This is a genomic window from Streptococcus oralis subsp. tigurinus (genome assembly GCF_002096275.1).
Taxonomy (GTDB): Bacteria; Bacillota; Bacilli; order Lactobacillales; family Streptococcaceae; genus Streptococcus; species Streptococcus oralis_CN.
Map to the genome: position 1 here is coordinate 17,327 of NZ_NCUG01000016.1, position 26,295 is coordinate 43,621.

The following is a 26,295-nucleotide window of genomic DNA, read 5'->3' on the forward strand; positions in this document are numbered from 1 at the left end:
AAGGGGCCCCCCCTTCTTACTATAAGGAGGTATATCATGAAAGAAAAGACGATCTGGCGAGAGGTTTGGGACAGAGGGAAGTGGATCCTCATCCTTTTAGCAGCTTTTGTCCTATCACAATTTCCTTTAGGGTTATCCGCTTGGTTGACTTCTAGACAATTTCCGCTTTTGCAGTCAGGACTCTTAGTTGGTGCCTTGTCTATTGTCGTTTTGGTGGTATTTATCATTGGTGCGCGGAAAACAAAGCTTGCTACTTTTAATCTATCCTTTTTTAAAGCTAAGGACCTAGCTCGCTTGGTATTGAGTTATCTAGTAATCTTTGCTACTAATTTGTTGGGCTCAGCTTTGCTTCGCATGATGAATGAAACAACGACGAGTAATCAATCAACGCTTAATGGTTTGGTTCAGAATAGTTCCTTGATTTCTACCTTCTTCTTGATTGTATTGGTTGCTCCGATTTGTGAGGAAATTTTATGTCGTGGGATTATTCCCCAAAAGATTTTCCGTGGAAAAGAAAAACTAGGTTTTATTGTTGGTGCAATCGTCTTTGCCTTGCTCCATACGCCAACCAATCTGCCTTCTGTGATTATTTATGGAGGGATGTCAACAGTTTTGACTTGGACAGCCTATAAGACTGAGCGTTTGGAGATGTCCATTTTGCTTCATATGATTCTCAATGGTATTGCATTTTGTTTGTTGGCCTTATTGGTATTGATTAGTAGAAATCTAGGCCTATCATTCTAAGCCATTGACCTACTTGGAAAAGATGAATACTAGCGTGTCCATCTTTTTCTTTTTATGGTAAAATAGAGAGATAATATGGTAAAGAACCTTAAGGGAGTAACCGTTATGTCCAATAAAGTCAACCACGTAAAAACAGCCATTTGCGGCATTATCAATGTAACCCCAGACTCATTTTCGGATGGCGGTCAATTTTTTGCTCTTGACCAGGCGCTCCAGCAAGCTCGTAAATTGATAGCAGAAGGAGCGAGCATGCTAGATATCGGTGGAGAATCGACTCGACCGGGCAGTAGCTATGTTGAGATAGAAGAGGAAATCCAGCGTGTTGTTCCAGTGATTAAAGCTATCCGTGAGAAAAGTGATGTTCTCATTTCCATCGATACTTGGAAAAGTCAGGTGGCAGAAGCTGCCTTGGCTGCTGGTGCCAATTTGGTCAATGATATCACTGGTCTCATGGGAGATGAGAAAATGGCGGATGTGGTTGCTAAGGCTGGAGCGAAGGTGGTTATCATGTTTAATCCAGTTATGGCTCGTCCTCAGCATCCTAGTTCGCTCATCTTTCCTCATTTTGGTTTTGGGCAAGCCTTTACAGAGGAAGAGTTAGCTGACTTTGAAAAAATGCCAATCGAAGACCTGATGAAGGCTTTCTTTGAACGAGCTCTAGCGAGAGCGGATCAATCTGGGATTGCAAGAGAAAATATTTTGCTGGATCCAGGAATTGGCTTTGGTCTGACCAAGAAAGAAAATCTGCTCCTTCTACGGGATCTGGATAAACTACACCAGCAAGGCTATCCAATCTTTCTTGGAATTTCGCGTAAGCGATTTGTTATCAATATCCTGGAAGAAAATGGTTTTGAAGTCAATCCTGAGACAGAACTTGGTTTCCGTAATCGGGACACGGCTTCTGCTCATGTGACCAGTATCGCTGTGAGACAGGGTGTCGAAGTAGTGCGCGTGCACGATGTAGCCAGTCATAGGATGGCAGTTGAAATTGCCTCTGCTATTCGATTGGCAGAAGATGCGGAAAATCTAGATTTAAAACAATATAAATAAGATGAACGAAATTCAAAACAATCAATGGATTGCCCACTACCGGACGGACCAACCGCATTTCGGTTTGGAACGAATGGTGGAACTCCTAGCTTTACGAGGCAATCCCCATCTCAAACTTAAGGTCATCCATATCGGAGGGACCAATGGCAAGGGGTCTACAATTGCTTTTTTGAAAAAGATGCTGGAAAAGCTAGGTCTAAGAGTTGGTGTGTTCAGCTCGCCCTATCTCATTCATTATACAGACCAGATTAGCATCAATGGGGAATCCATCCCAGAAGCGAGGCTGGAGGCCCTCATGGCAGTTTATCGCTCTTTGCTTGAGGGGGAGAGGAGCGTTGCATTACAAGGAACAACCGAGTTTGAGATTATCACAGCCCTTGCCTATGATTACTTTGCCTCAGAACAAGTAGATGTAGCCATCATGGAAGTCGGTATGGGTGGTCTTTTGGATAGTACCAATGTCTGTCAACCAATTTTGACAGGAATTACAACCATTGGACTGGACCATGTAGCCCTACTTGGTGACACCTTGGAAGCCATAGCAGAGCAGAAGGCAGGTATTATCAAACAAGGCATTCCCTTGGTGACAGGTCATATTGTTCCTGAAGCCTTGACTGTGATCGACCCTATTGCAGAAGCTAAAAATGCACCTAGACTTGCCTATGGAAGTGATTACCAGGTTCGTCATCAAAAAAGCGTGGTAGCGGGTGAAATCTTTGACTATACCAGTTCTGTCAGACAAGGTCGCTTTCAAACAGGTCTGCTTGGTTTGCACCAGATAGAAAATGCGGGGATGGCGCTTGCCCTCCTAGACACTTATTGCCAGGAGACTGGGCGGGAGTTAGCAAGTAATGACTTGGTTGCTCAAGCTTTGAAAGAAACCAGATGGCCAGGGCGTTTGGAGGTCGTGTCTAGTGCCCCCTTGCTGTTTTTGGATGGGGCCCACAATCCCCATGCTATCAAGGCCTTATTAGCAACCTTGCAAGAACGCTTTGCGGATTATCATAAGGAAATCCTTTTTACCTGCATCAAAACCAAGGCTTTGGAGGATATGCTGGACTTGCTAGAAACGGTGCCAGATAGTCAATTGACTTTAACCCATTTTGATGATAGTCGGGCGACTGATGAGAAGGTGCTGAAAGAGGCTGCTAAGTCTAGAAATCTCAATTACCAAAGTTGGCAGGATTTTCTAGAGCAGAAATTGACAGATAAAAATGAAGAGAAAAAAACAGTTAGGATTGTCACAGGTTCTTTGTATTTCTTGAGCCAAGTGAGAGCCTATCTGATGGAGAGGAAGAACGAGAATGGATACACAAAAGATTGAAACGGCTGTAAAAATGATTATCGAGGCTGTTGGTGAGGACGCTAACCGCGAGGGCTTGCAGGAAACACCTGCTCGTGTAGCCCGTATGTACCAAGAGATTTTTTCAGGTCTTGGCCAAACTGCTGAGGAACACCTGTCAAAATCCTTTGAGATTATCGACGATAATATGGTAGTGGAAAAGGATATCTTTTTCCATACTATGTGTGAGCACCACTTTTTGCCATTTTATGGTAGAGCCCACATTGCCTACATTCCAGATGGCCGTGTGGCAGGCTTGTCCAAGCTAGCACGTACGGTTGAAGTTTATTCTAAAAAACCACAGATTCAAGAACGGTTGAATATTGAAGTGGCCGATGCCTTGATGGACTATCTGGGGGCTAAGGGAGCCTTTGTTGTTATTGAAGCAGAACATATGTGTATGAGCATGCGTGGTGTCAGAAAACCAGGCACTGCAACCTTGACGACAGTAGCTCGTGGTCTATTTGAAACAGATAAAGACCTCCGAGACCAGGCTTATCGTTTAATGGGACTATAAAAAGAATCCGCTTCATGCGGATTTTTCTAGAAAGGACTAGTTATGGATCAACTGCAGATTAAAGATTTGGAAATTTTTGCCTATCACGGTCTTTTTCCTAGTGAGAAGGAATTGGGGCAGAAGTTTGTTATTTCCGCAAGCTTATCCTATGATATGACCAAGGCGGCTACAGACTTGGATTTAACAGCCTCTATCCATTACGGAGAACTGTGTCAGCAGTGGACGACTTGGTTTCAGGAAAGTACTGAGGACTTGATTGAAACGGTAGCCTACAAACTAGTTGAACGTACCTTTGAGACCTATCCTCTTGTCCAAGAGATTGAGTTGGAACTAAAAAAACCGTGGGCTCCAGTTCATTTACCGTTAGATACCTGCTCGGTGACCATTCACCGTCGTAAGCAACGGGCCTTTATCGCTCTAGGAAGCAATATAGGGGACAAGCAAGCAAACTTGGAACAAGCCATTGACAAACTGCGAGCTCGAGGTATCCATATTCTCAAAGAGTCTAGTGTCTTGACGACGGACCCTTGGGGGGGTGTGGAGCAAGATAGTTTTGCCAATCAGGTGATTGAAGTAGAAACCTGGCTACCAGCACCAGTCTTGTTAGAAACATTATTAGTCATTGAGTCAGAAATGGGACGAGTGAGAGAAGTGCATTGGGGGCCTCGTTTGATTGATTTGGACTTGCTCTTTGTGGAGGACCAAGTCATCTATACAGATGACCTCATCTTGCCTCATCCTTATATAGCAGAACGCCTCTTTGTTCTTGAGCCGTTAGTGGAAATAGCTCCCCATTTTATCCATCCAATCTTAAAACAACCAATTCGCTACTTGGTTGACCAGCTGGAGCAAGGAAATGCCTAAAATTTCCGAGACCTATAGCAAGTGGAAGAGTATCGGGGAAGGACTACTTGCTATTGTTTTAGGGCTTCTCCTGATTTGTTTTGGACAGGTTATTCCGCGGATGGGGTACCAGTTGCTGATGGGCTACTTTTCCTTGTCAGCAGTTTGGCACTTGTTGACTCGCTGGTTTCAGGATAAAAAACGTCGGGAAAACATCTTTGTAACCTTGGCCAAGCTGGTGGTTGCGGCTCTCGTGTTTGACTCTATCATCTTGCAAGACCTTGCCCTCTATCTCCTGGTTTTTATCATTGCGAGCTACCAGCTGTTTACGGGCATCATTAGTCTTGTGACCTGGTCTCTCTATCGAAAAAATGCTATTCATCCTCGGCTTCATCATCTCTTCGATGCTGTATGGATGATAGGATTCGGGCTTTATAGCATCTCTCCTTTTCACGATGCAGCGAATTTTGAATTGCTCTTGCTTGGGTTTTACTTGCTCATGCTAGGTGCTAGTAGCCTTCGGGACGGTTTCTTTTTTGAAAGGATAGAAAACAATCCCAAGCTGAAACGACGAATGCGAATGACCTTGCCAATCTTTGTGACGGCTTTGATCCCTATCAGTACCTTGCGCAAATTGAATGAGTGGCTGTCAAGTCATGAAAGTCAAGAAGGGGAAGTTCATTCAGAAAGAAAAAACGACCAGACGGTTGATCTGGAAATTTTTATCCATACCTCAGAAACCTCCTTCTTTCTCGCTATGGGACATGTGGATATTTGTTATCAAGGGACGGTTATTTCCTATGGTTCCTATGATCCTCACTCGGAGCGTTTATTCGGCATGGTTGGAGATGGTGTTTTGTTTAAGGCCAATCGGGAAAAATACATCGAACTCTGTAAGAGGGAAAGTCAGAAGACCTTGTTTGCTTATGGTCTGAGTTTAACAGACCAACAGAAAGCAGCCATCCAAGCTCGTCTAGCAGAGATAGAAGACCTGTTGATTCCTTGGGAACCAAGTTCACAGTTGATGAAAAGAAGAGAGGGCGAGGTAAAGCATACCTACTCCTACCAACTGAAAGAGGAAGCAGATGCGACCCTCTATAAATTCAGCTCATCTGAGTTTAAGACCTACTTTGTTCTAAGTACCAATTGTGTCTTGCTGGCAGACTCTATTGTGGGAAAAGCTGGGACTGATATATTGAGTCCCCAAGGCTTCATTGTACCAGGAACTTATCAGGATTACCTTGATTTAGAGTATACAAAACCAAACGGTCTAGTTGTCAGTCGCTCTATTTATTAGAAAAAACTCTAGTTCCTCAGCAGTTTGCACCGAGAAGCTAGAGTTTTTAAAATAGGTCATTTTCTTCTGGAAGGAGGATGGTTTCTCTACCGTCCATGTCTACAACAAGGACCCTAGGAGGGTAAAGGGGATCAAAAGGATGATTGAAATCAAAATCAATGCTAGTCGGAAGGTTCTGACTAGAGAAATGGAAGGTAATTGTCCCCTCGTTGTTGAGGAGCTGAAATTCGAGTTCTTCTTCTAATTCAAAGACATTTTTCAAAAAATGATCGATAATGAACCATAAAGAGTCAATGACATCGTTGGGTAGGCTGGTCACAACACCGAAGCTAGCAGAACGTCTCTGAGTATTTGTAAAAGCCATGTTTTCCTCCCCCTTTTATTTTTTTCTTATCATACAGCAAAATATCTCAAAAATCAAGAAATCGTACTCGCTTTTTCAAAATGAGAATGAAGAATGAAATTTTTTCAAAGTTTCTCCTAAAAATGCTTGAAAGTGTTTACAATAAGTGATAAAATGGAGTAAACAGATGCGTGAAAGCGAAATTTTCAATATAGAAAGGAAACGGAATGAACACAGATGATACAGTAACGATTTATGACGTTGCCCGTGAAGCAGGAGTTTCAATGGCAACAGTTAGCCGTGTCGTTAATGGCAACAAGAATGTTAAAGAGAATACTCGAAAAAAAGTCCTCGAAGTGATTGATCGCTTGGACTATCGTCCAAATGCGGTAGCACGTGGTTTGGCTAGCAAGAAAACAACGACAGTCGGAGTTGTGATTCCTAACATTACCAATGGTTATTTCTCGACACTTGCTAAGGGGATTGATGACATTGCTGAAATGTACAAGTATAACATTGTCCTAGCAAATAGTGATGAGGATGATGAAAAGGAAGTTTCAGTGGTTAACACTCTCTTTTCAAAACAAGTCGATGGGATTATCTTTATGGGCTATCACTTGACTGAAAAGATTCGTTCAGAATTCTCTCGTTCACGGACACCGGTTGTTCTTGCAGGTACGGTGGATGTAGAACACCAACTTCCAAGTGTGAATATCGACTACGAACAAGCCACGATTGACGCAGTGAGCTATCTTCTCAAAGAAAACGAGAAAATTGCTTTTGTGAGTGGCCCACTTGTCGATGATATCAATGGCAAGGTTCGTTTGATCGGTTATAAGGAAGCGTTAAAAAAAGCTGGACATTCTTATAGTGAGGGCTTGGTATTCGAATCAAAATACAGCTATGACGATGGCTATGCCTTGGCAGAACGCTTGATTTCATCACAAGCTACAGCCGCAGTTGTAACAGGTGATGAATTGGCAGCAGGTGTCCTAAATGGTTTAGCTGACCATGGTGTATCTGTGCCAGAAGAGTTTGAAATCATTACGACGGATGACTCTCAAATTGCACGATTCACTCGTCCAAACTTGACGACTATTGCCCAACCTCTTTATGACTTAGGTGCTATCAGCATGCGTATGTTGACTAAGATTATGCATAAGGAAGAGTTGGAAGAACGCGAAGTTCTCCTACCTCATGGTTTGACAGAACGCCGCTCTACACGAAAACGTAAATAGAAAAAATCAGGGAATCGTGAAGATTTCCTGATTTTGCGTTCTAGAGAAGAGGATTAGCCTTCCATATAGTCTTTTAAAGCCTGTCCTTTTAGTCCAGCATTAAGGGCGATTAATAATTTGAGGCGAGCTTTTTGAGCGTTGAGTTCTTTGACAAAGAAAACACCAGCTCGTTGCAACTGCACTCCTCCACCTTGGTAGGCGTAGACAGGTTCAGCAATACCATTAAAACATCGTGAGACCAAGGCGACTGGAATTCCTTTTTGGAGGAGATTTTCCAACTTTTGAGCTGTTTCTTTGGGAACATTGCCTGCTCCAAAGGCCTGAATGACTAGGCCATCCAGTTGTTCCAAGTCTAACATATCGATCAGCTCGTCTGTCATACCTGCATAGGCTGAGATGATGGGAACCAGACCTTGAATATGCTCGAGATCAAAACGGACACGAGGTTCGGCCGTTTTGAAGTAGAGGATTTCTTGCTTCATGATGAGGCCAAGTGGTCCATGTGTTGGGGTTTGAAAGGTGCTGACGTTGGTCGTATGAGTTTTGGTAACATACTTGGCTGCGTGGATCTCATCGTTCATGACGACCAAAACGCCCTTGTCGGCTGCTTTATCATCGCTGGCAACTCGTAAAGCGCTCAGATAGTTATAAACACCATCGCTACCAAGTTCGTTTGAACTACGCATGGCCCCTGTTAGAACGATGGGGATGGGAGGAATTTTCATGGTATCAAGGAAGTAAGCTGTTTCTTCTAAGGTATCTGTACCATGTGTGATGACAACTCCATCGTAGTTATCAGCTTCCTCTTTGATTTTATGATAGAGTGCAAGCATATGCTTGGGTTTGATATGAGGGCTTGGCAGATTAAAAAAGTCTAGGGCATGAACCTCAATCCCTTCAAGTGGATTGGAAACATGGTTCATGGGATTGTCCTGACTAGTTACAACGGCACCAGTGGCGTCTGCTTGCATGGAAATAGTCCCACCTGTATGTAAAACAAGGATTTTCTTAGGCATGATTTAGTCACTCCTTCTGAAATGTGGTATAATCATTGTAACACAAAAGGGGAGAATGGAATAGGATGGAAGTCAAAGCCGTTTTTTTTGATATCGATGGAACGCTAGTCAACGATCGCAAGAGTGTTTTGAAATCCACTAAGGACGCGATTAAGATTGTCAAAGAGCAAGGGGTGCTTGTTGGGGTGGCGACAGGACGGGGACCTTTCTTTGTCAAGGAATTGATGGAAGACTTGGACTTGGATTTTGCGGTGACCTACAACGGCCAATACATCTTTAATAAAGAAAAGGTGCTCTTTGCTAGTCCGATTGCTAAGTCAAGCTTGCGTCAACTGATTGCTTATGCTAAAAGGGAGCGTAAAGAAATCGCTCTTGGAACCGAGCATGCCGTTGTTGGTTCGAAAATTATGTCATTTGGTCTTGGCTCCTTTTCCCAACTGGTTAGTCGTTTTATTCCGACCGTTCTGACAAGAACTGTTAGTCGCTCTTTTAATCGAATGGTCAGCAAGGCAGTTCCTCAAAAGGAAGACGACTTGCTTAACTTGATTAATCAACCCATTTACCAAGTTTTGATGCTGATGACGCCAGAAGAATCTGAGAAGGCAGCAGCTGATTTTGAAGACTTGAAATTGACTCGAAGCAATCCTTTTGCCGCAGATATCATTAACCAAGGAAATTCCAAACTGGAAGGCATTCGCCGAGTTGGGAAAGAATATGGCTTTGATCTCAACCAAGTCATGGCCTTCGGTGATTCAGATAACGATCTGGAGATGTTGGCAGGTGTCGGTATGTCAGTTGCTATGGGAAATGGCAGCAGCAGTGCCAAAGAGGTTGCTAAACACATTACGGCAAGTAATCAACAAGATGGCATCCATAAGGCGCTTGAGCACTTTGGCGTTTTAGCTTCAGAAAAAGTGTTTGTCAGTCGGGACTACCACTTTAATAAAGTCAAGACCTTCCACCACATGATGGATGAACGAACTCAGGAAGAGCCACAGGCATGGGATGTTGAAGGTGCAACCCACCGCGCAGACTTTAAAATTGAAGAATTAGTAGAGTTTGTCCGGGCAGCAAGTTCTTCAGAGGAAGAATTCCAAGACTCCCTTGCAAGTATGCACGAGGCACTTGATAAGGCGGCCGAAAAGGTGAGGCAAAAAACGCCTGCCCAAAAAGATCTAATCGGGCAGGTTGATGCCTTAATCGATACACTGTATTTTACTTACGGCAGTTTTGCCCTGATGGGAGTGGATCCAGAACGCATCTTTGATATTGTGCATGAGGCAAACATGGGGAAGGTTTTTCCTGACGGAAAAGCCCATTTTGATCCAATTACACATAAAATCTTAAAACCGGATGACTGGGACGAAAAATATGCTCCAGAACCTGCTATCAGAAAGGAACTGCAGCGTCAGCTCAAGGCTTATGAGCGACATAAAGAGAGAAATAAGTAAGAAAAAAGGGAGCCTAGCAGGCTCCTTTTATGTTCCTATAATGTTTTTTCTTGTTCTCTCACGACGAGCAAATCAACTTTTGCGTGGCGGAGGATGTATTCAGATGAAGAGCCAACCAAGAGGCGTTCAAAGGCGTTAAGCCCTGTTGCACCGACGAGAATCAAGTCAACATTTTCTGCGTCTGGAATGGTACGGGCAAGGAGAGTTTTTGGATTTCCCATTTCGATGACGGTATGAATATCAGTCACACCCGCATCTTTTGCACGTTTTTCGTACTCTTTCATCAAACTTTCAGCGTCAACTTGGAGTTCTTCGTAAACTTCAGCATCAAAGGTAGATACGCTTTGAAGAGCGCGTGTGTCAATAACATGGACAATGGTGAGCTTGGATTCATTGCGTAGGGCAGTGTAAACACCCTTGACGAAAGCCAAGTCTGCTTCTTTAGAACCATCAATTGCGACCATAACATTTTGGTAATGTTGTGCCATAATGAAACCTCCTGAAATTTTCTTGCTTTAATTGTAACCCTTTTCACTAAAGAAGTAAAGTAAAAATCATATTTTAAATCATATTGTTGGTCATAGACTTAGTGCGTATATATAAATAAAAGAAAGTTGGTGAAGATTCTCATTGTCAATACTTTTTCTTTTGCTTCCTTGTTTATGGAAGCTTGTCGCAGCGATTTTCTAGTGGTATAATGTTACTATCCTGACGAATTGAGGAAAAAAGATGAAAGAATTTAACAAATCTAGCAAATTAGAGCATGTGGCTTATGATATCCGTGGCCCTGTTTTGGAAGAAGCCATGCGGATGCGAGCAAATGGAGAAAAGATTTTACGCCTGAATACAGGGAATCCAGCAGAATTTGGCTTTACAGCGCCGGATGAGGTCATTCATGATTTGATTATGAATGCGCGTGATAGCGAAGGGTACTCTGATTCTAAAGGAATTTTCTCAGCCCGTAAGGCTATCATGCAGTATTGCCAACTGAAGAAATTCCCAAATGTGGATATTGATGATATTTACCTTGGAAATGGTGTCAGTGAGCTGATTGTCATGTCCATGCAGGGGCTTTTGGACAATGGAGATGAGGTCTTGGTGCCTATGCCGGACTATCCTCTCTGGACAGCCGCTGTCAGCCTAGCTGGGGGAAATGCCGTTCACTATATCTGTGATGAGGCTGCAGAATGGTACCCTGATATTGACGATATCAAGTCAAAAATCACTTCAAATACCAAGGCTATTATTCTAATCAATCCAAATAATCCGACAGGAGCCCTTTATCCCAAGGAACTCTTGTTGGAGATTATTGAGATTGCACGTCAAAACGACTTAATTATCTTTGCGGATGAAATTTACGACCGTATGGTCATGGACGGTCATGAGCATGTCTCGGTAGCTAGTCTGGCTCCAGATGTCTTCTGTGTCAGCATGAACGGTCTTTCAAAATCTCACCGTATCGCTGGTTTCCGTATAGGATGGATGGTCTTATCAGGACCTAAGACACATGTCAAGGGCTATATTGAAGGTCTTAATATGCTGTCTAACATGCGCCTTTGCTCTAACGTTTTGGCCCAGCAAGTCGTACAAACCTCGCTAGGTGGGCACCAGTCGGTGGACGAATTGCTCCTTCCTGGTGGACGGATCTACGAGCAAAGAAACTTTATTTACAATGCAATTCAAGATATTCCTGGTTTATCTGCTGTTAAACCCAAAGCCGGACTTTATATTTTCCCTAAAATTGATCGCAATATGTATCGCATCGATGATGATGAACAGTTTGTCCTCAATTTCTTGAAGCAAGAGAAGGTTCTTTTGGTTCATGGTCGAGGCTTTAACTGGCAAGAACCAGACCATTTCCGTATCGTTTACCTTCCTCGTGTGGACGAATTAGCACAAATCCAAGAAAAGATGACTCGTTTCTTGAAACAGTATCGTAGATAGGGCTTACATTAGAAAAAGCTGGAAACATTTGCCTAGAGCTATTGACAAAAGTATCAGAATCAGATAGAATAGTAAAGTATGTTTAGTAACTGATCACTTTATAGCCGGCTAAACGAATACAAAATCTATGAGGAGGTATTCATCGTGAAACGTACTTATCAACCAAGTAAAATTCGTCGTGCGCGCAAACACGGATTCCGTAACCGTATGTCAACTAAAAACGGTCGTCGCGTATTGGCAGCTCGTCGTCGTAAAGGACGCAAAGTTTTGGCTGCATAATCCAAACAAATTCAGCAAAGAAGCTAGTAGGAACTCGAGTCTACTGGCTTTTGTTTTGCTTAACAAGTATAGATAGTGAAAAATTCATACATTTCAGTATGAGTTTTGTATCATGGAATAAGTCTCTGATCTATAAGAAAATTTGAGAAGTTCAGATAAAAAAGCTCAAAATCAAAAACAAATGATTTTGAGCTTTTGTTTATTCTTTTAAGTGATAAGAGTAGCTAGCGACAACGACGTCTTCGTGCCATCTGAGAGCGTATTTTAGTTTGAGGCTCATTTGATTGTGCAGGATATTTTGCCAAGGCTTGTTAGGGATGAACTGTGGTACAAGGACTGTAACGGTGTAGTTTTTTTGCTTAGCTTCTTGGGCGATTCGTTTGACATACTTGACGCTAGGGGTGATGATGTCGCGGTAGCTGGTATTGATATTCTTCAGAGTGATATTTGGGAAGTAATCGGCAAATTCCTGGAGGATTTCTTGGTCTTTTTCTGCCGTTTCTTTAGTAGAAATGTGCATGGCTAACACTTCGTCACCGATACTTTGAGCGTAGTTGATGGCTCCGACACTTACTCGAGTGACATTTCCTACTAGGACAAGAACAAGGTTACCGTCATAAGTGCGTTTTTCAATTCCTTCGTAGAGTCGTAGTTGTTTTGCCACTTTTTGGTAATGGTTGTGAATGGACAAAAAGAGGAAGGTTAAGACTAGGATAATTGGGAAGAATGGCCAGATATCACCTAGTCTGAAGAGGAGTAAAATGAGGACAATGGCATAACAAATGATGGCCCCAAGGATATTAGCAAAGGCAGGTTTTAAGAAGTTTGCTCCTTTTTCCTTTTTCCAATGACGAATCATCCCAGTTTGAGATAGGGCAAAGGGAACGAAGACCCCGATAGTATAAAGGGGAATCAAGCGTTCAGTATTCCCATTAAAAATGAGAAGAAGGATCATAGCCCCAAAAGCCAGAGTTAAGATACCATTGGAGTAGCCAAGACGATCCCCTTTTTCCATAAAGAGATGGGGCATGTACTTGTTTTTTGCCATATTGTAGGCCAGCATAGGGAAGGCTGAAAATCCAGTATTTGCAGCTACAGCTAGAATCAAGGCTGTCGAGAACTGGAAGAGATAGTAGCTAGCATGACCAAAAAATGAATCACCAAGAATGCCCTTGGCCATTTGCGAAAGGATGGTTTCTCCGTTTTGAGGCGTGATGCCCATCCAGTAGTTTAGGAAGGTGATGCCTGCAAAAAGAAATCCTAAAATCAGTGACATGATGGTCAAGGTTTGAGCAGCATTCTTTTCTTTTGGAGTTTTGAAAAATGGGACTGCATTTGAAATAGCCTCAACCCCAGTTAGAGAGGCAGAACCGCTAGTAAAGGCTCTCAATAGGAGAACGATGGAAAGGCTTGGAACAGTTTGCCCAATGGTTGAAGTCGCTTGATAGTTTAGGGAGCCTGTAGATAGTTGAAAGAACCCATAAAGCAAGAGAAAGACGGTACTGAAGATAAAGAGGTAGACGGGAATCATCAGAGAGCTGGCAGATTCTTTCAAGCCTCTTAAATTCAAGAGCATGAGCAGGCAGACTAGGAAAATAGAGATATGAAGATTGTAGGGATGGAGGGCAGGGATGGCTGCTGTAATAGCATCAGCTCCAGACGCAACGGATACGGCTACTGTCAGCATATAGTCAACAAGGAGGCTACCACCAGCAATTAAGCCTAGTTCGGGGGAGAGATTTTCCCGAGTGACCATATAAGCTCCTCCGCCTTGAGGATAAGCGTGTATGATTTGACGATAGGAAATGGTCAAACTAGCGAGGAGTAAAAGGACAAAGATACCGATAGGGAGGCTCCACCAAATAGCGAGAGGAGAGAGGCTGACTAAAACGAGAATGACTTGTTCAGGTCCATAGGCAATAGAAGACAGGGCATCACTGGATAACATTGCAAGTGCCTGCATTTTTCCTAATAAGCCCCCTTCGCTGTCTGTGAGAGACTTGAGTGGCCGACCGATAAAGGTATATTTTAATTTTCTAAACATTTTCTTTTCCTTTACTGAAAATTTCAATAAGTGTTATTATACTGCTTTGAAAAAAGGTAGTCAAGGGAGAACGATTGGTATTAGAATATTTTTACAAGCCGAGGGATGCTATTTTTGGTATAATAGAGGGAAGAAAACGAGGTTAGAAGAGATGATTTTTGATACACACACACATTTAAATGTAGAGGAATTTGCAGGACGTGAAGCCGAAGAAATCTCCTTGGCTTCTGAGATGGGTGTGACGCGGATGAACATTGTTGGTTTTGACAAGCCGACCATTGAACGTGCCCTAGAGTTGGCAGATGAGTATGAGCAACTCTACGCGACTATTGGCTGGCATCCTACTGAAGCAGGTACATACACAGATGAGGTCGAAGCTTACTTGCTTGAAAAGCTAAAACATCCCAAGGTTGTTGCTTTAGGTGAGATTGGTCTGGACTACCATTGGATGACAGCACCTAAGGAAGTGCAGGAACGGGTTTTTCGTCGTCAGATTCAGTTATCCAAGGACTTGAATTTACCTTTTGTGGTCCATACCCGGGATGCGCTGGAAGATACCTATGAGATTATTAAGAGCGAGGGCGTTGGTCCTCGTGGTGGGATTATGCATTCATTTTCAGGCTCTTTGGAGTGGGCTGAGAAGTTTGTCGAACTTGGCATGACCATTTCTTTCTCAGGAGTGGTGACTTTTAAGAAAGCGACAGATATCCAAGAGGCTGCTAGGGAACTTTCTTTGGATAAAATCCTTGTTGAGACAGATGCCCCTTACCTAGCTCCTGTTCCTAAACGTGGCCGTGAAAACAAAACAGCCTACACACGCTATGTGGTGGACTTTATTGCCGACTTGCGTGGGATGACGACTGAGGAGTTAGCCGCAGTAACGACTGCAAATGCAGAGCGTATCTTTGGATTGGACAGCAAGTGATGAAAGAAAAAATTTCCCAAGTCATCGTGGTTGAAGGTCGCGATGATACGGCCAATCTCAAACGTTACTTTGATGTAGAGACCTATGAAACACGAGGTTCTGCCATTAATGACCAGGATATAGAACGCATTCAGCGCCTGCATGATTTGCATGGAGTCATTGTCTTTACAGACCCTGACTTTAATGGGGAGCGGATTCGTCGCATGATTATGACGGCCATTCCAACGGTACAGCATGCCTTTCTCAAGCGAGATGAGGCTGTTCCCAAATCCAAGTCCAAGGGACGTTCTCTGGGAATCGAACACGCCAGCTATGAAGACCTAAAAACAGCGCTGGCTCAGGTGACAGAGCAATTTGAAAACGAGAACGAGTTTGACATCAGTCGTGGTGACTTGATTCGCCTAGGTTTTCTAGCGGGAGCAGACAGCCGTAGACGCCGAGAGTATCTAGGCGAACAGCTCCGAATCGGCTATTCTAACGGCAAGCAACTCCTTAAGCGCTTAGAGTTGTTTGGCATTAGTCTAGCTGAAGTTGAAGATGCTATGACCAGTTATGAGGATTGAGAAACCGTCCCAAAATGTAGGCGGAATGTGTTACAATAGAAGTGAATAGATTGAGATGCTGGCTGTATGGGAACTGGTGTCCTACCTCATAAGATAGAACTTGAAATTTCTGAAGATATGTTGAAAGTCTATATAGATTTATCTACGGAAGAGGGATGAGTAGAATTCCATATCTTACTTTTAAAAAATTGAAAGGAAACAACATGGCCAATAGAAGCCATATTTACTTAAAAAACGGAGATGAAGCCCGTATTCTAACAGAGGGAATTTACACAATACCTTATTTTTGGCAATTGTTTTGGGATGAAGAAGATTTAAAAGCTCCTATTGCTCTCTGGGAAACAGCAGAAAAACTCGAAGAAGATGAAGAGGAAGCAGAAAAGTTCTACCAAGAGCAGAATGTAGATATCTTACTTTCTATTGAAAAATTCCAGCAAAATGCCCTCCAAAACCGCTCTTTTTTAGAAGAAAATGTCCCGCAAGCCTTGCAACTATATGATGCCTTTGTTCGTTATATTCTTGCAAATGTCAAAGACGGTGATGTGCTTGGATTTGATGTTTTGGATGTAGTTTTTATGAATCAAGTGTCTGTAGTTTCTGATAAACTGTTAAAAAATATCCGAGCTATTCAGGAAAATCAACCAGAAGATTTGGATTTTTCTCTAACGGATAAGAACCTAATTGGCCTTGCTATGGGTTTTCCTGATTATTATGCTTCAGAATTATTGCCAGAAGACAATATTCTAGATTCGGTTGCCTATCAGGATGAATTGAAGAAAATGAACCCCCAAGAAGATAAGAAAGCGCTTGATATGACTGGATCCGATTCAAACAAGCATCGTATTCATTTTGTGTTTTGGATTGTATTGGTACTAGGAATTATATGGGTTCTATATATTGTTTTTAGCTAATAAATAGAAAAGAGAATAAATGAGAATTGCAGATTATAGCGTGACCAAGGCAGTGCTGGAGCGTCACGGTTTTACTTTTAAAAAGTCCTTCGGGCAAAATTTCCTGACGGATACCAATATCCTTCAAAAAATCGTGGATACGGCTGAAATTGATGACCAGGTCAATGTCATTGAAATCGGGCCAGGGATTGGTGCCTTGACAGAATTTTTGGCTGAGCGTGCAGCTGAAGTCATGGCTTTTGAGATTGACCACCGTTTGGTGCCAATCCTAGCTGATACCCTGCGTGATTTTGACAATGTGACCGTAGTCAACGAGGACATTCTCAAGGTCAATTTGACGCAGCATATCCAGAATTTCAAAAATCCAGACCTGCCAATCAAAGTGGTAGCCAACTTGCCCTACTATATCACAACGCCTATTCTCATGCACTTGATCGAGAGTGGCATTCCTTTTAGTGAGTTTGTCGTCATGATGCAAAAAGAAGTGGCGGATCGCATCTCAGCGCAGCCAAATACCAAGGCTTACGGCAGCTTATCGATTGCGGTTCAGTATTACATGACAGCCAAGGTTGCCTTCATCGTACCTCGTACGGTCTTTGTGCCAGCACCAAATGTGGACTCAGCCATTTTAAAAATGGTGCGCCGTCCAGAGCCGGCTGTAGCAGTAACAGACGAGAACTTTTTCTTTAAGGTTTCCAAGGCTAGCTTCACCCATCGTCGTAAGACCTTGTGGAACAACTTGATAGGTTACTTTGGAAAGACCGAGGAAGTTAAGGACAAACTGACCAAGGCTTTGGATCAAGCAGGTTTGTCACCAAGTGTACGTGGAGAAGCTCTCAGCTTGGCAGAATTTGCTAGCCTAGCAGATGCGCTTAAAGGACAAGGGCTCTAAGATGCAGGGACAAATCATTAAAGCCTTGGCAGGATTCTATTATGTAGAGAGTGGTGGTCAGGTCTATCAAACACGCGCGCGTGGAAATTTCCGTAAAAAAGGCCACACGCCATACGTCGGAGACTGGGTAGATTTTTCTGCGGAGGAAAATTCTGAAGGTTATATTCTCAAGATTCACGAACGGAAAAACAGTCTGGTCCGTCCACCTATTGTCAATATTGACCAAGCTGTGGTGATCATGTCCGTCAAGGAACCGGACTTCAACAGCAATTTGCTGGATCGTTTCTTGGTTCTTTTGGAGCACAAGGGTATCCATCCTATCGTCTATATTTCTAAAATGGACTTGCTGGAAGATAGAGGAGAACTGGCTTTTTACCAGCAGACCTACGGTGCCATTGGCTATGACTTTGTGACCAGTAAGGAGGAACTCCTGCCCTTGTTAACAGGCAAGATTACAGTCTTTATGGGGCAGACAGGTGTTGGGAAGTCAACCCTTCTCAACAAAATCGCACCGGACCTCAATCTTGAAACAGGAGAAATCTCAGATAGTCTAGGTCGTGGTCGCCACACCACTCGTGCTGTTAGTTTTTACAATCTTAATGGTGGTAAAATCGCAGATACGCCAGGCTTTTCATCACTGGATTATGAAGTGTCAACAGCAGAAGACCTCAATCAGGCCTTTCCAGAGATTGCTAGTGTCAGTCGAGACTGTAAATTCCGTACCTGTACCCATACCCATGAGCCGTCCTGTGCCGTCAAGCCAGCTGTAGAAGAGGGCATCATTGCCAACTTCCGTTTTGACAACTACCTACAATTCCTCAGCGAAATTGAAAATCGCAGAGAAACCTATAAAAAAGTCAGCAAAAAAATTCCAAAATAAGGAGAAACCCATGTCTCAATACAAGATTGCTCCGTCAATTCTGGCAGCAGATTATGCCAACTTTGAACGTGAAATCAAACGCCTAGAAGCAACTGGTGCAGAATACGCCCATATCGATATCATGGATGGTCACTTTGTACCACAAATCAGTTTTGGTGCAGGTGTGGTCGAAGCTCTTCGTCCACATAGTAAGATGGTCTTTGACTGCCACTTGATGGTAGCAAATCCTGAACACCACTTAGAAGATTTTGCGCGTGCAGGTGCAGACATTATCAGTATCCATGTAGAAGCGACGCCTCATATCCATGGAGCCCTCCAAAAAATTCGTTCGCTTGGTGTTAAACCTTCGGTTGTTATCAATCCCGGGACACCTGTTGAAGCGATTAAGCACGTGCTTCACCTAGTTGACCAAGTCTTGGTCATGACGGTTAACCCTGGCTTCGGTGGTCAAGCCTTCCTGCCTGAAACCATGGATAAGGTCCGTGAGTTGGTTGCCATTCGTCAGGAAAAAGGTTTGAACTTTGAAATCGAAGTGGATGGTGGTATTGATGATCAAACTATTGCCCAAGCCAAAGAAGCTGGTGCGACCGTTTTTGTAGCAGGTTCCTATGTCTTTAAGGGAGATGTCAATGAGCGAGTACAAACTCTCAGAAAACAACTGGACTAGGGTTGCCGTTTTTGCTGGCGGAGACCGCGGTCATTATCGGACGGATTTTGATTGCTTTGTCGGTGTGGATCGCGGTTCGCTCTGGGTCTTGGAAGAAGACCTTCCTCTCACTCTAGCAGTTGGGGATTTTGATTCGGTGACTGCAGAAGAGCGGCAGGTGATTCAAAAACGTGCCCAGCATTTTGTCCAAGCTCAACCAGAAAAAGATGATACAGATCTGGAATTGGCTCTCTTAACCGTCTTTGAGCAAAATCCTCAGGCTCAGGTCACTATTTTCGGTGCCCTAGGTGGCCGGATTGACCATATGTTGGCCAATGTTTTTCTACCTAGCAATCCCAAGTTGGCACCCTATATGCGTCAGATAGCGATTGAGGATGGGCAAAATGTGATTAGCTATTGTCCAGAAGGGACCAGTCAGCTAGAACCCCGTTCAGACTATGATTATCTAGCTTTTATGCCGGTTCGGGATAGCCAGCTGACTATTCTCGGAGCCAAGTACGAGTTGACAGAGGAAAATTTTTTCTTTAAAAAAGTGTACGCTTCTAACGAATATATAGATAGGGAAGTTTCGGTTACTTGCCCAGATGGCTATGTCGTCGTGCTGCATAGCAAGGACAGGAGGTAGGATGGAGACTGTATTACTACTATTATTAATTGCCAATCTAGCTGGGCTCTTTCTCATTTGGCAAAGGCAGGATAAGCAAGACAAGTACCTAGCCAAGAGTTTGGAGGATCAAGCAGACAATCTTTCAGATCAACTGGATTATCGCTTTGAACAAGCCAGACAAGCCAGTCAACTAGATCAAAAAGACTTAGAAGTGGCTGTCAGCGATCGCTTGCAGGAGGTGCGAATGGAGTTGCACCAAGGCTTGACTCAAGTTAGACAGGAGATGAACGAGAATCTCCTTCAAACCAGAGACAAGACCGACCAACGTCTCCAAGCCCTGCAGGAGTCCAATGAGCAACGTTTAGAACAAATGCGCCAGACGGTCGAGGAAAAGCTAGAAAAGACCTTGCAGACACGCTTGCAGGCTTCCTTCGAGACAGTTTCCAAGCAATTGGAGTCGGTCAATCGAGGCCTTGGAGAAATGCAGACAGTTGCCCGCGATGTCGGGGCCCTCAACAAGGTTCTCTCTGGAACCAAAACGAGAGGCATTCTGGGAGAATTGCAACTGGGGCAAATCATCGAAGACATCATGACACCAGCCCAGTACGAACGAGAATTTGCAACGGTTGAAAACTCCAGTGAACGAGTAGAGTATGCCATCAAGTTACCTGGCCAAGGCGACCAGGAATATGTCTACCTGCCGATTGACTCCAAGTTTCCACTGGCGGATTATTACCGCTTAGAAGAAGCCTATGAAGCAGGTGATAAGGACGAAATTGAACGCTGTCGTAAATCTCTCTTAGCAAGCGTTAAGCGTTTCGCCAAGGATATCAAGAGCAAGTACATAGCACCACCTCGGACGACCAATTTTGGAGTTTTGTTTGTTCCGACAGAGGGACTCTACTCAGAGATTGTTCGCAATCCGATCTTCTTTGATGATTTGAGACGGGAAGAGCAGATTATTGTCGCAGGTCCAAGTACCCTATCAGCCCTGCTTAACTCTCTATCAGTTGGCTTCAAAACTCTCAATATCCAAAAGAGTGCTGACCATATCAGCAAGACCCTTGCCAGCGTCAAGACGGAGTTTGGCAAGTTCGGGGGAATTTTGGTCAAGGCACAAAAGCATCTCCAACATGCCTCTGGCAATATTGATGAATTATTAAACCGTCGCACCACAGCTATTGAGCGAACGCTCCGTCACATTGAGTTATCAGAAGGTGAGCCTGCGCTTGATTTACTCCATTTCCAAGAAGATGAGGAAGAATATGAAGATTAGTCACATGAAAAAAGATGAGCTGTTTGAAGGCTTTTACCTGATCAAATCAGCTGACCTGAGACAGACACGAGCTGGGAAAAACTACCTAGCTTTTACCTTCCAAGACGATAGTGGCGAGATTGAAGGAAAACTCTGGGATGCCCAGCCTCATAACATTGAGGCCTTTACCGCAGGGAAAGTGGTCCATATGAAAGGGCGCCGAGAAGTTTATAATAATACTCCTCAAGTCAATCAAATTACTCTCCGCCTGCCTCAGCCTGGCGAACCCAACGATCCAGCTGATTTCAAGGTCAAGTCGCCAGTTGATGTTAAGGAAATCCGTGACTACATGTCGCAAATGATTTTCAAGATTGAAAATCCTGTCTGGCAGCGTATTGTTCGCAGCCTCTACACCAAATATGATAAGGAATTCTACTCCTATCCAGCTGCCAAGACCAACCACCATGCCTTTGAAACGGGTTTGGCCTATCATACAGCAACCATGGTGCGCTTGGCAGATGCCATTAGCGACATCTATCCTCAGCTCAACAAGAGCCTCCTCTATGCGGGGATTATGTTGCATGACTTGGCCAAGGTTTTAGAACTCAGTGGTCCTGATCAGACGGAGTACACAGTGCGAGGCAATCTCATCGGCCATATCGCCCTCATCGATAGCGAAATTACCAAGACAGTTATGGAACTCGGCATCGATGATACCAGAGAAGAAGTGGTGCTACTGCGCCATGTGATTCTCAGTCATCATGGCTTGCTGGAGTATGGAAGTCCAGTCCGTCCACGCATTATGGAGGCAGAGATTATTCATATGATCGATAATCTCGATGCCAGCATGATGATGATGTCAACAGCTCTAGCTTTGGTGGACAAAGGAGAGATGACCAATAAAATCTTCGCTATGGACAATCGTTCCTTCTATAAACCAGATTTAGATTAATAATTTAAGAAAAACGAGCATTTTTTACGCAATAATGTTCGTTTTTTTATGTGAATATGGTATAATGGATAAAATATCAAAATTAAATGGAATGGTAAATAAAAATGAAATTAAGAAGAAGTGATCGGATGGTTGTCATTTCCAACTATTTGATTAATAATCCATACAAATTAACAAGTCTCAACACCTTTGCAGAAAAGTACGAGTCTGCTAAATCATCGATTTCAGAGGATATCGTGATTATCAAGCGTGCCTTTGAGGAAATTGAAATCGGCCATATTCAGACTGTGACTGGAGCAGGTGGTGGCGTTATCTTTACACCATCAATTTCGAGTCATGAAGCCAAAGAAATGATCGCAGATTTGCGTGACAAACTTTCAGAAAGCGATCGTATCTTGCCGGGCGGCTATATCTACCTGTCTGATCTGCTTAGTACGCCTGCCATTTTGAAAAATATTGGTCGTATCATTGCCAAGAGCTTTATGGACCAAAAAATCGATGCCGTTATGACAGTAGCAACTAAAGGGGTTCCGCTTGCAAATGCAGTTGCCAATGTCCTCAATGTTCCATTTGTCATTGTGCGTCGTGACTTGAAAATTACCGAAGGTTCAACGGTCAGCGTCAACTATGTTTCAGGTTCAAGCGGTGACCGCATAGAGAAAATGTTCCTTTCAAAACGTAGCCTCAAGGCAGGCAGTCGTGTCTTGATCGTGGATGACTTCTTGAAAGGCGGCGGAACTGTCAACGGGATGATTAGTCTCTTGCGTGAGTTCGACTCTGAACTAGCTGGTGTCGCAGTCTTTGCAGACAATGCCCAAGAAGAACGTGAAAAGCAGTTTGATTACAAGTCACTCTTGAAAGTAACCAATATTGATGTTAAGAACCAATCCATCGATGTTGAGATTGGAAATATCTTTGACGAAGACAAATAAGAGATAGAACTAAAGGTTGGAACGATTGTCCCAGCCTTTCTTTGCAAACAGAATAGAAGGACGCCTATGAAAACACCATTTATCAGTCGTGAAGATTTAGAAACAATTGTTGCAGAGTTCCCGACTCCCTTCCACTTATATGACGAGAAGGGGATTCGTGAAAAAGCAAGAGCCGTCAACAAGGCCTTTTCCTGGAACAAGGGATTCAAAGAATATTTTGCCGTCAAGGCCACTCCAACCCCAGCCATCTTGAAAATCCTCCAAGAGGAAGGTTGTGGTGTGGACTGTTCTAGTTACGTGGAGCTCTTGATGAGCCACAAACTGAATTTCCCCGGTTCTGAAATCATGTTCTCTTCTAACAACACGCCAGACAAGGAATATGCCTATGCGCGTGAATTGGGCGCAACCATTAACTTGGATGCCTTTGAAGATATTGAACATCTAGAGCGTGCAGCAGGCATTCCAGAAATCATCTCTTGTCGTTACAATCCTGGTGGCGTTTTTGAGCTAGGAACAGATATCATGGACAATCCTGGGGAAGCCAAGTTTGGGATGACCAAGGACCAGCTTTTTGAAGCCTTTGCAATTTTGAAGGAAAAAGGAGCCAAGACATTTGGGATTCACTCTTTCCTAGCATCCAATACTGTCACCCATCTCTACTACCCAGAGTTGGCGCGTCAGCTCTTTGAATTGGCTGTTGAAATCAAGGAAAAGTTGGGCATTTCGCTAGACTTTATCAATCTTTCTGGTGGTATTGGTGTCAATTACCGTCCAGACCAGGAGCCAAATGATATTGCGATGATTGGTGAAGGTGTGCGTAAGGTTTATGAAGAAGTCCTTACGCCAGCAGGTCTTGGTCAGGTCAAGATTTTTACTGAATTGGGCCGTTTTATGCTGGCGCCTCATGGAGTTCTCGTCACCAAAGTAACTCATAAAAAGAAAACCTACCGTACCTATCTAGGTGTGGATGCATCAGCAGTCAACCTCATGCGCCCAGCCATGTATGGAGCCTACCACCATATCACCAATCTGACTCATCCAGATGGACCTATTGAGGTGGTAGATGTGGTCGGTTCACTCTGTGAAAACAATGATAAATTTGCAGTGAATCGCGAGCTACCTCATACAGAAATCGGTGATTTGCTGGTAATTCATGATACAGGTGCACATGGATTCTCCATGGGTTATCAGTACAATGCCAAACTACGCTCGGCAGAAATCCTCTATACCGAAGAAGGAAAAGCCCGCCAAATCCGCCGTTCAGAGCGCCCTGAGGACTATTTTGCAACCTTGTATGGTTTTGATTTTGAATCGGATCATTAAAAGAAATTGAAAATGAAAGTGAAAAACAGATTGCTTTCTAAAAAATAGACAAAAAAACCTTGTTTTTCACCTTACTCGTGATATAATAAAACTATAAAACGGTTTCAAGGAAGGTGACGATATGTCTGAAGAAACAATTGACTATGGACAAGTGACAGGAATGGTGCATTCGACAGAGAGTTTTGGGGCGGTAGATGGCCCTGGGATTCGGTTTATTGTCTTTTTGCAGGGCTGTCAGATGCGTTGCCAATACTGCCATAACCCTGATACATGGGCTATGGAGACCAATAAATCACGAAGACGGACAGTAGACGATGTTTTGTCAGAAGCCCTTCGCTACCGTGGATTCTGGGGAGACAAGGGAGGAATTACTGTCAGTGGAGGAGAAGCCCTCTTACAGATTGATTTCCTAATTGCCCTCTTTACCAAGGCCAAGGAAAAAGGAATCCACTGTACCTTGGATACCTGTGCCCTTCCATTCCGTAATAAACCACGTTATCTCGAAAAGTTTAATAAACTCATGGCTGTGACAGATTTGGTTCTCCTGGATATCAAGGAAATCAACGATGAACAACACAGAATTGTTACCAGCCAAACCAATAAAAACATCTTGGCTTGTGCAAAATATCTATCAGATATTGGGAAGCCTGTGTGGATTCGCCATGTGTTGGTTCCAGGCTTGACAGATAGAGATGAGGACTTGATTGAACTCGGTAAATTCGTCAAAACCCTCAAAAACGTTGATAAGTTTGAAATTCTACCTTATCACACTATGGGAGAATTCAAGTGGCGTGAACTTGGAATTCCATACTCACTTGAAGGGGTAAAACCACCAACAGCAGATCGTGTCAAGAATGCCAAAAAACTCATGGACACAGAAAGCTATCAAGACTATATGAAACGTGTACATGGATAAAAAAGAAGCCTGATGGGAACATCAGGCTTTTGTAATGCAAAAAAGGCTTAGCCTTTCAGCTAAGCCGTTACCTTATTTTCTAGAATGTTGTTTACCAGCATTACGTTTTTTATGTTTCTTAGTAGTCGTAATTGCAGTTGCTTGGTTAGGAGTGATATCTTTTCGCCCGCCTGTAGTTGATGCTGAACTTGCTTTTGGTGGATTTTTGGCAAATTCTTCACGTACTTTTTGACGAAGTTTTGGACGAACAACATAGTTAACGATGAACTGTTGGAGAATCATCATGAAACCACCGACAACCCAGTAAAGTGTCACACTGGCTGGTGCGAAGAGGGAGAAGACGACAATCATGAGTGGGCTCATGTAAATCATTTTCTTGAGTTGATCTCTTTGCATCTCATCTTCTACTCCGTGAAGTGAAAGGAGTGATTGGAGATAGTAGAGGATACCAGCGAAGGCGACAAGGATCATACTTGGGGAACCGAGATTGATACCCAAGAAGGTAGAGCTAGATACTCCATCAGTATACTGGGCTGCAAAGTAGATAGCAGAGAAGAAAGGCATCTGAATGAGGATAGGGAAGCATCCTACACCACCGAACATGCTGATGCCGTTTTCTTTTTGTGCAGCAAAGAGAGCCTGTTGTGCTTCTAGTTTTTCTTCCTGAGTTGTTGCCTCTTTAAGGCGTGTTTGATGTGGTTCGAGCACATGTTTGAGAGCATTCATCTTTTCAGAGTGAAGCGTTGCTTTCCATGATTGGTAGATACCAAGTGGCAAAATAATCAAACGTACGATAATGGTTACGATAATGATAGCCACACCAAAGCCTAGACCTTTATCAGTAGCGAAGTATTTGATAGCCTCTGCCATAGGCGATCCGATAGTGTTCCAGATAAAACCAGTAGGTTGTCCTGTTGCTTTGTCTACTTGGACACAGCCTGTCAAGACGAGTAGCATAGCCACTCCCATAGCAGAGAGGGCAAAACGTTTAATAGATTTCAATGTTTTCATTCCTTCTTTAAAAATTATACCTTTCTATTCTACTGTTTTTTTGTAAAATATACAATAGTTCTAGAGACCTAATTTGCGACTTTGAAGTCTGGATAGGATGAAAAGTTGCTCATTTGTACATCTAGATAGGTAACTTTTGAAAAGGGTGTCGGACCTTTTCGGATTTCTTGGATAAATTTTGCCATAGTGGCAGAGGAGTCTGCCTGAGCAAGAATTTCCACTGTGCCATCGTCATTATTCCAGACACGACCAGTGATGCCACCGATTTCAAGCGCTAAAGTATAAACACCCCAGCGAAAACCAACACCCTGCACCCTACCTTGGGCAATCATTCTAACCTTTTGCATACCAAA

Annotated in this window: 28 protein-coding genes; 22 read left to right on the top strand and 6 right to left on the bottom strand. The window is 43.4% G+C overall.

From position 1 onward, the window contains the following. The first annotated feature begins 36 nt into the window (after positions 1–36). The 6 genes from B7725_RS02875 (at position 37) to B7725_RS02900 (ending at position 5,793) form a co-directional block, all read left to right on the top strand. Positions 37–744 (top strand): CPBP family intramembrane glutamic endopeptidase, encoded by a 708-nt coding sequence (locus B7725_RS02875; protein WP_084874471.1) that lies wholly within the window; start codon positions 37–39, stop codon positions 742–744. Positions 745–819: 75 nt separating this feature from the next. Further along, positions 820–1,794: a dihydropteroate synthase gene (gene folP / locus B7725_RS02880; RefSeq protein WP_162279000.1), complete on the top strand. Its 975-nt coding sequence runs from the start codon at positions 820–822 to the stop codon at positions 1,792–1,794. A gap of 1 nt (position 1,795) precedes the next feature. Beyond that, complete coding sequence (locus B7725_RS02885) at positions 1,796–3,118, top strand: bifunctional folylpolyglutamate synthase/dihydrofolate synthase (RefSeq protein WP_084874474.1); 1,323 nt, start codon at positions 1,796–1,798, stop codon at positions 3,116–3,118. Further along, the gene (folE, locus tag B7725_RS02890; RefSeq protein WP_000380931.1) at positions 3,099–3,653 is read left to right on the top strand and encodes a GTP cyclohydrolase I FolE; all 555 of its coding nucleotides are present in this window, start codon (positions 3,099–3,101) and stop codon (positions 3,651–3,653) included. The genes B7725_RS02885 and folE overlap by 20 nt, the downstream gene beginning before the upstream one ends. Positions 3,654–3,695: 42 nt before the next feature. Then, positions 3,696–4,517, top strand: coding sequence for a 2-amino-4-hydroxy-6-hydroxymethyldihydropteridine diphosphokinase (gene folK / locus B7725_RS02895; RefSeq protein WP_084874476.1), 822 nt, complete (start codon positions 3,696–3,698; stop codon positions 4,515–4,517). Next, a complete protein-coding gene (locus B7725_RS02900) occupies positions 4,510–5,793 on the top strand; it encodes a hypothetical protein (protein WP_084874478.1) in 1,284 nt (427 codons plus the stop codon). Before folK ends, B7725_RS02900 begins: the two co-directional genes overlap by 8 nt. A 46-nt stretch (positions 5,794–5,839) precedes the next feature. Here B7725_RS02900 and B7725_RS02905 read toward each other — a convergent pair whose 3' ends face one another. Beyond that, the gene (locus tag B7725_RS02905) at positions 5,840–6,157 is read right to left on the bottom strand and encodes a DUF960 domain-containing protein (protein WP_084874479.1); all 318 of its coding nucleotides are present in this window, start codon (positions 6,155–6,157) and stop codon (positions 5,840–5,842) included. A gap of 206 nt (positions 6,158–6,363) precedes the next feature. Between B7725_RS02905 and ccpA the strand changes: the two genes are divergently transcribed. Next, positions 6,364–7,374: a catabolite control protein A gene (gene ccpA, locus B7725_RS02910; protein ID WP_084874481.1), complete on the top strand. Its 1,011-nt coding sequence runs from the start codon at positions 6,364–6,366 to the stop codon at positions 7,372–7,374. A gap of 53 nt (positions 7,375–7,427) precedes the next feature. On the opposite strand, the gene B7725_RS02915 is transcribed toward ccpA, so the two are convergent. Further along, a complete protein-coding gene (locus B7725_RS02915) occupies positions 7,428–8,390 on the bottom strand; it encodes an asparaginase (RefSeq protein ID WP_007519608.1) in 963 nt (320 codons plus the stop codon). Positions 8,391–8,455: 65 nt separating this feature from the next. Here B7725_RS02915 and B7725_RS02920 point away from each other — a divergent pair, with 65 nt between their 5' ends. Next, on the top strand, positions 8,456–9,841 hold the full coding sequence (locus tag B7725_RS02920; RefSeq protein WP_084874483.1) for a Cof-type HAD-IIB family hydrolase: 1,386 nt from the start codon (positions 8,456–8,458) through the stop codon (positions 9,839–9,841). A gap of 35 nt (positions 9,842–9,876) precedes the next feature. Here the strand turns inward: B7725_RS02920 and B7725_RS02925 are convergent, their stop codons facing one another. Beyond that, complete coding sequence (locus B7725_RS02925; protein WP_084874484.1) at positions 9,877–10,329, bottom strand: universal stress protein; 453 nt, start codon at positions 10,327–10,329, stop codon at positions 9,877–9,879. A gap of 241 nt (positions 10,330–10,570) precedes the next feature. Between B7725_RS02925 and B7725_RS02930 the strand changes: the two genes are divergently transcribed. Together B7725_RS02930 and rpmH are read left to right on the top strand one after the other, a co-directional pair. Then, complete coding sequence (locus tag B7725_RS02930; RefSeq protein ID WP_000657746.1) at positions 10,571–11,785, top strand: pyridoxal phosphate-dependent aminotransferase; 1,215 nt, start codon at positions 10,571–10,573, stop codon at positions 11,783–11,785. A gap of 144 nt (positions 11,786–11,929) precedes the next feature. Further along, positions 11,930–12,064 (top strand): 50S ribosomal protein L34, encoded by a 135-nt coding sequence (gene rpmH / locus B7725_RS02935; RefSeq protein ID WP_000831902.1) that lies wholly within the window; start codon positions 11,930–11,932, stop codon positions 12,062–12,064. 199 nt (positions 12,065–12,263) lie between these two features. Here rpmH and B7725_RS02940 read toward each other — a convergent pair whose 3' ends face one another. Beyond that, a complete protein-coding gene (locus tag B7725_RS02940; RefSeq protein WP_084874486.1) occupies positions 12,264–14,108 on the bottom strand; it encodes an APC family permease in 1,845 nt (614 codons plus the stop codon). A 151-nt stretch (positions 14,109–14,259) separates the two neighbouring features. On the opposite strand from B7725_RS02940, the gene B7725_RS02945 reads away from it, so the two are divergent. The 12 genes from B7725_RS02945 (at position 14,260) to pflA (ending at position 24,931) form a co-directional block, all read left to right on the top strand. Further along, positions 14,260–15,033 carry a TatD family hydrolase gene (locus B7725_RS02945; protein WP_084874487.1) on the top strand — a complete coding sequence of 258 codons (774 nt, stop codon included), beginning with the start codon at positions 14,260–14,262 and terminating at the stop codon, positions 15,031–15,033. After that, positions 15,033–15,596, top strand: coding sequence for a ribonuclease M5 (gene rnmV / locus B7725_RS02950; protein WP_084874489.1), 564 nt, complete (start codon positions 15,033–15,035; stop codon positions 15,594–15,596). The genes B7725_RS02945 and rnmV overlap by 1 nt, the downstream gene beginning before the upstream one ends. 203 nt (positions 15,597–15,799) lie before the next feature. Continuing rightward, entirely contained in the window at positions 15,800–16,507 is a 708-nt protein-coding gene (locus tag B7725_RS02955; RefSeq protein ID WP_084874491.1) for a dimethyladenosine transferase, read from the top strand. A gap of 19 nt (positions 16,508–16,526) precedes the next feature. After that, positions 16,527–17,399 carry a 16S rRNA (adenine(1518)-N(6)/adenine(1519)-N(6))-dimethyltransferase RsmA gene (gene rsmA, locus B7725_RS02960; protein ID WP_084874492.1) on the top strand — a complete coding sequence of 291 codons (873 nt, stop codon included), beginning with the start codon at positions 16,527–16,529 and terminating at the stop codon, positions 17,397–17,399. 1 nt (position 17,400) lies between these two features. Beyond that, the gene (gene rsgA / locus B7725_RS02965; RefSeq protein ID WP_084874494.1) at positions 17,401–18,279 is read left to right on the top strand and encodes a ribosome small subunit-dependent GTPase A; all 879 of its coding nucleotides are present in this window, start codon (positions 17,401–17,403) and stop codon (positions 18,277–18,279) included. Between the two features lie 10 nt (positions 18,280–18,289). Further along, on the top strand, positions 18,290–18,946 hold the full coding sequence (gene rpe / locus B7725_RS02970) for a ribulose-phosphate 3-epimerase (RefSeq protein WP_084874495.1): 657 nt from the start codon (positions 18,290–18,292) through the stop codon (positions 18,944–18,946). After that, positions 18,909–19,571, top strand: a complete 663-nt coding sequence (locus tag B7725_RS02975; RefSeq protein ID WP_084874497.1) for a thiamine diphosphokinase — start codon at positions 18,909–18,911, stop codon at positions 19,569–19,571. The genes rpe and B7725_RS02975 overlap by 38 nt, the downstream gene beginning before the upstream one ends. Position 19,572: 1 nt before the next feature. Continuing rightward, positions 19,573–20,829: a DNA recombination protein RmuC gene (locus B7725_RS02980; RefSeq protein WP_162279001.1), complete on the top strand. Its 1,257-nt coding sequence runs from the start codon at positions 19,573–19,575 to the stop codon at positions 20,827–20,829. Further along, entirely contained in the window at positions 20,819–21,760 is a 942-nt protein-coding gene (locus tag B7725_RS02985) for a 3'-5' exoribonuclease YhaM family protein (protein ID WP_084874500.1), read from the top strand. The genes B7725_RS02980 and B7725_RS02985 overlap by 11 nt, the downstream gene beginning before the upstream one ends. A 104-nt stretch (positions 21,761–21,864) precedes the next feature. Continuing rightward, entirely contained in the window at positions 21,865–22,692 is an 828-nt protein-coding gene (gene purR, locus B7725_RS02990) for a pur operon repressor (protein ID WP_002874197.1), read from the top strand. A 66-nt stretch (positions 22,693–22,758) separates the two neighbouring features. After that, complete coding sequence (locus B7725_RS02995; protein WP_084874501.1) at positions 22,759–24,015, top strand: diaminopimelate decarboxylase; 1,257 nt, start codon at positions 22,759–22,761, stop codon at positions 24,013–24,015. 121 nt (positions 24,016–24,136) lie between these two features. Further along, a complete protein-coding gene (gene pflA, locus B7725_RS03000) occupies positions 24,137–24,931 on the top strand; it encodes a pyruvate formate-lyase-activating protein (RefSeq protein WP_001288284.1) in 795 nt (264 codons plus the stop codon). 72 nt (positions 24,932–25,003) lie between these two features. Here pflA and yidC read toward each other — a convergent pair whose 3' ends face one another. Both yidC and B7725_RS03010 read right to left on the bottom strand, forming a co-directional pair. Next, positions 25,004–25,933: a membrane protein insertase YidC gene (gene yidC / locus B7725_RS03005; RefSeq protein ID WP_007522396.1), complete on the bottom strand. Its 930-nt coding sequence runs from the start codon at positions 25,931–25,933 to the stop codon at positions 25,004–25,006. A gap of 77 nt (positions 25,934–26,010) precedes the next feature. Continuing rightward, positions 26,011–26,289, bottom strand: coding sequence for an acylphosphatase (locus B7725_RS03010; RefSeq protein WP_001174619.1), 279 nt, complete (start codon positions 26,287–26,289; stop codon positions 26,011–26,013). Positions 26,290–26,295: the final 6 nt, after the last annotated feature.

Excerpts from the sequence above, each read along its gene's own strand:
- B7725_RS02875 (WP_084874471.1), top strand. The coding sequence starts at position 37 with ATGAAAGAAAAGACGATCTGGCGAGAGGTTTGGGACAGAGGGAAGTGG.
- folP (WP_162279000.1), top strand. The coding sequence starts at position 820 with ATGGTAAAGAACCTTAAGGGAGTAACCGTTATGTCCAATAAAGTCAAC.
- B7725_RS02885 (WP_084874474.1), top strand. The coding sequence starts at position 1,796 with ATGAACGAAATTCAAAACAATCAATGGATTGCCCACTACCGGACGGAC.
- folE (WP_000380931.1), top strand. The coding sequence starts at position 3,099 with ATGGATACACAAAAGATTGAAACGGCTGTAAAAATGATTATCGAGGCT.
- folK (WP_084874476.1), top strand. The coding sequence starts at position 3,696 with ATGGATCAACTGCAGATTAAAGATTTGGAAATTTTTGCCTATCACGGT.
- B7725_RS02900 (WP_084874478.1), top strand. The coding sequence starts at position 4,510 with ATGCCTAAAATTTCCGAGACCTATAGCAAGTGGAAGAGTATCGGGGAA.
- B7725_RS02905 (WP_084874479.1), bottom strand. The coding sequence starts at position 6,157 with ATGGCTTTTACAAATACTCAGAGACGTTCTGCTAGCTTCGGTGTTGTG.
- ccpA (WP_084874481.1), top strand. The coding sequence starts at position 6,364 with ATGAACACAGATGATACAGTAACGATTTATGACGTTGCCCGTGAAGCA.
- B7725_RS02915 (WP_007519608.1), bottom strand. The coding sequence starts at position 8,390 with ATGCCTAAGAAAATCCTTGTTTTACATACAGGTGGGACTATTTCCATG.
- B7725_RS02920 (WP_084874483.1), top strand. The coding sequence starts at position 8,456 with ATGGAAGTCAAAGCCGTTTTTTTTGATATCGATGGAACGCTAGTCAAC.
- B7725_RS02925 (WP_084874484.1), bottom strand. The coding sequence starts at position 10,329 with ATGGCACAACATTACCAAAATGTTATGGTCGCAATTGATGGTTCTAAA.
- B7725_RS02930 (WP_000657746.1), top strand. The coding sequence starts at position 10,571 with ATGAAAGAATTTAACAAATCTAGCAAATTAGAGCATGTGGCTTATGAT.
- B7725_RS02940 (WP_084874486.1), bottom strand. The coding sequence starts at position 14,108 with ATGTTTAGAAAATTAAAATATACCTTTATCGGTCGGCCACTCAAGTCT.
- B7725_RS02945 (WP_084874487.1), top strand. The coding sequence starts at position 14,260 with ATGATTTTTGATACACACACACATTTAAATGTAGAGGAATTTGCAGGA.
- rnmV (WP_084874489.1), top strand. The coding sequence starts at position 15,033 with ATGAAAGAAAAAATTTCCCAAGTCATCGTGGTTGAAGGTCGCGATGAT.
- B7725_RS02955 (WP_084874491.1), top strand. The coding sequence starts at position 15,800 with ATGGCCAATAGAAGCCATATTTACTTAAAAAACGGAGATGAAGCCCGT.
- rsmA (WP_084874492.1), top strand. The coding sequence starts at position 16,527 with ATGAGAATTGCAGATTATAGCGTGACCAAGGCAGTGCTGGAGCGTCAC.
- rsgA (WP_084874494.1), top strand. The coding sequence starts at position 17,401 with ATGCAGGGACAAATCATTAAAGCCTTGGCAGGATTCTATTATGTAGAG.
- rpe (WP_084874495.1), top strand. The coding sequence starts at position 18,290 with ATGTCTCAATACAAGATTGCTCCGTCAATTCTGGCAGCAGATTATGCC.
- B7725_RS02975 (WP_084874497.1), top strand. The coding sequence starts at position 18,909 with ATGAGCGAGTACAAACTCTCAGAAAACAACTGGACTAGGGTTGCCGTT.
- B7725_RS02980 (WP_162279001.1), top strand. The coding sequence starts at position 19,573 with ATGGAGACTGTATTACTACTATTATTAATTGCCAATCTAGCTGGGCTC.
- B7725_RS02985 (WP_084874500.1), top strand. The coding sequence starts at position 20,819 with ATGAAGATTAGTCACATGAAAAAAGATGAGCTGTTTGAAGGCTTTTAC.
- purR (WP_002874197.1), top strand. The coding sequence starts at position 21,865 with ATGAAATTAAGAAGAAGTGATCGGATGGTTGTCATTTCCAACTATTTG.
- B7725_RS02995 (WP_084874501.1), top strand. The coding sequence starts at position 22,759 with ATGAAAACACCATTTATCAGTCGTGAAGATTTAGAAACAATTGTTGCA.
- pflA (WP_001288284.1), top strand. The coding sequence starts at position 24,137 with ATGTCTGAAGAAACAATTGACTATGGACAAGTGACAGGAATGGTGCAT.
- B7725_RS03010 (WP_001174619.1), bottom strand. The coding sequence starts at position 26,289 with ATGCAAAAGGTTAGAATGATTGCCCAAGGTAGGGTGCAGGGTGTTGGT.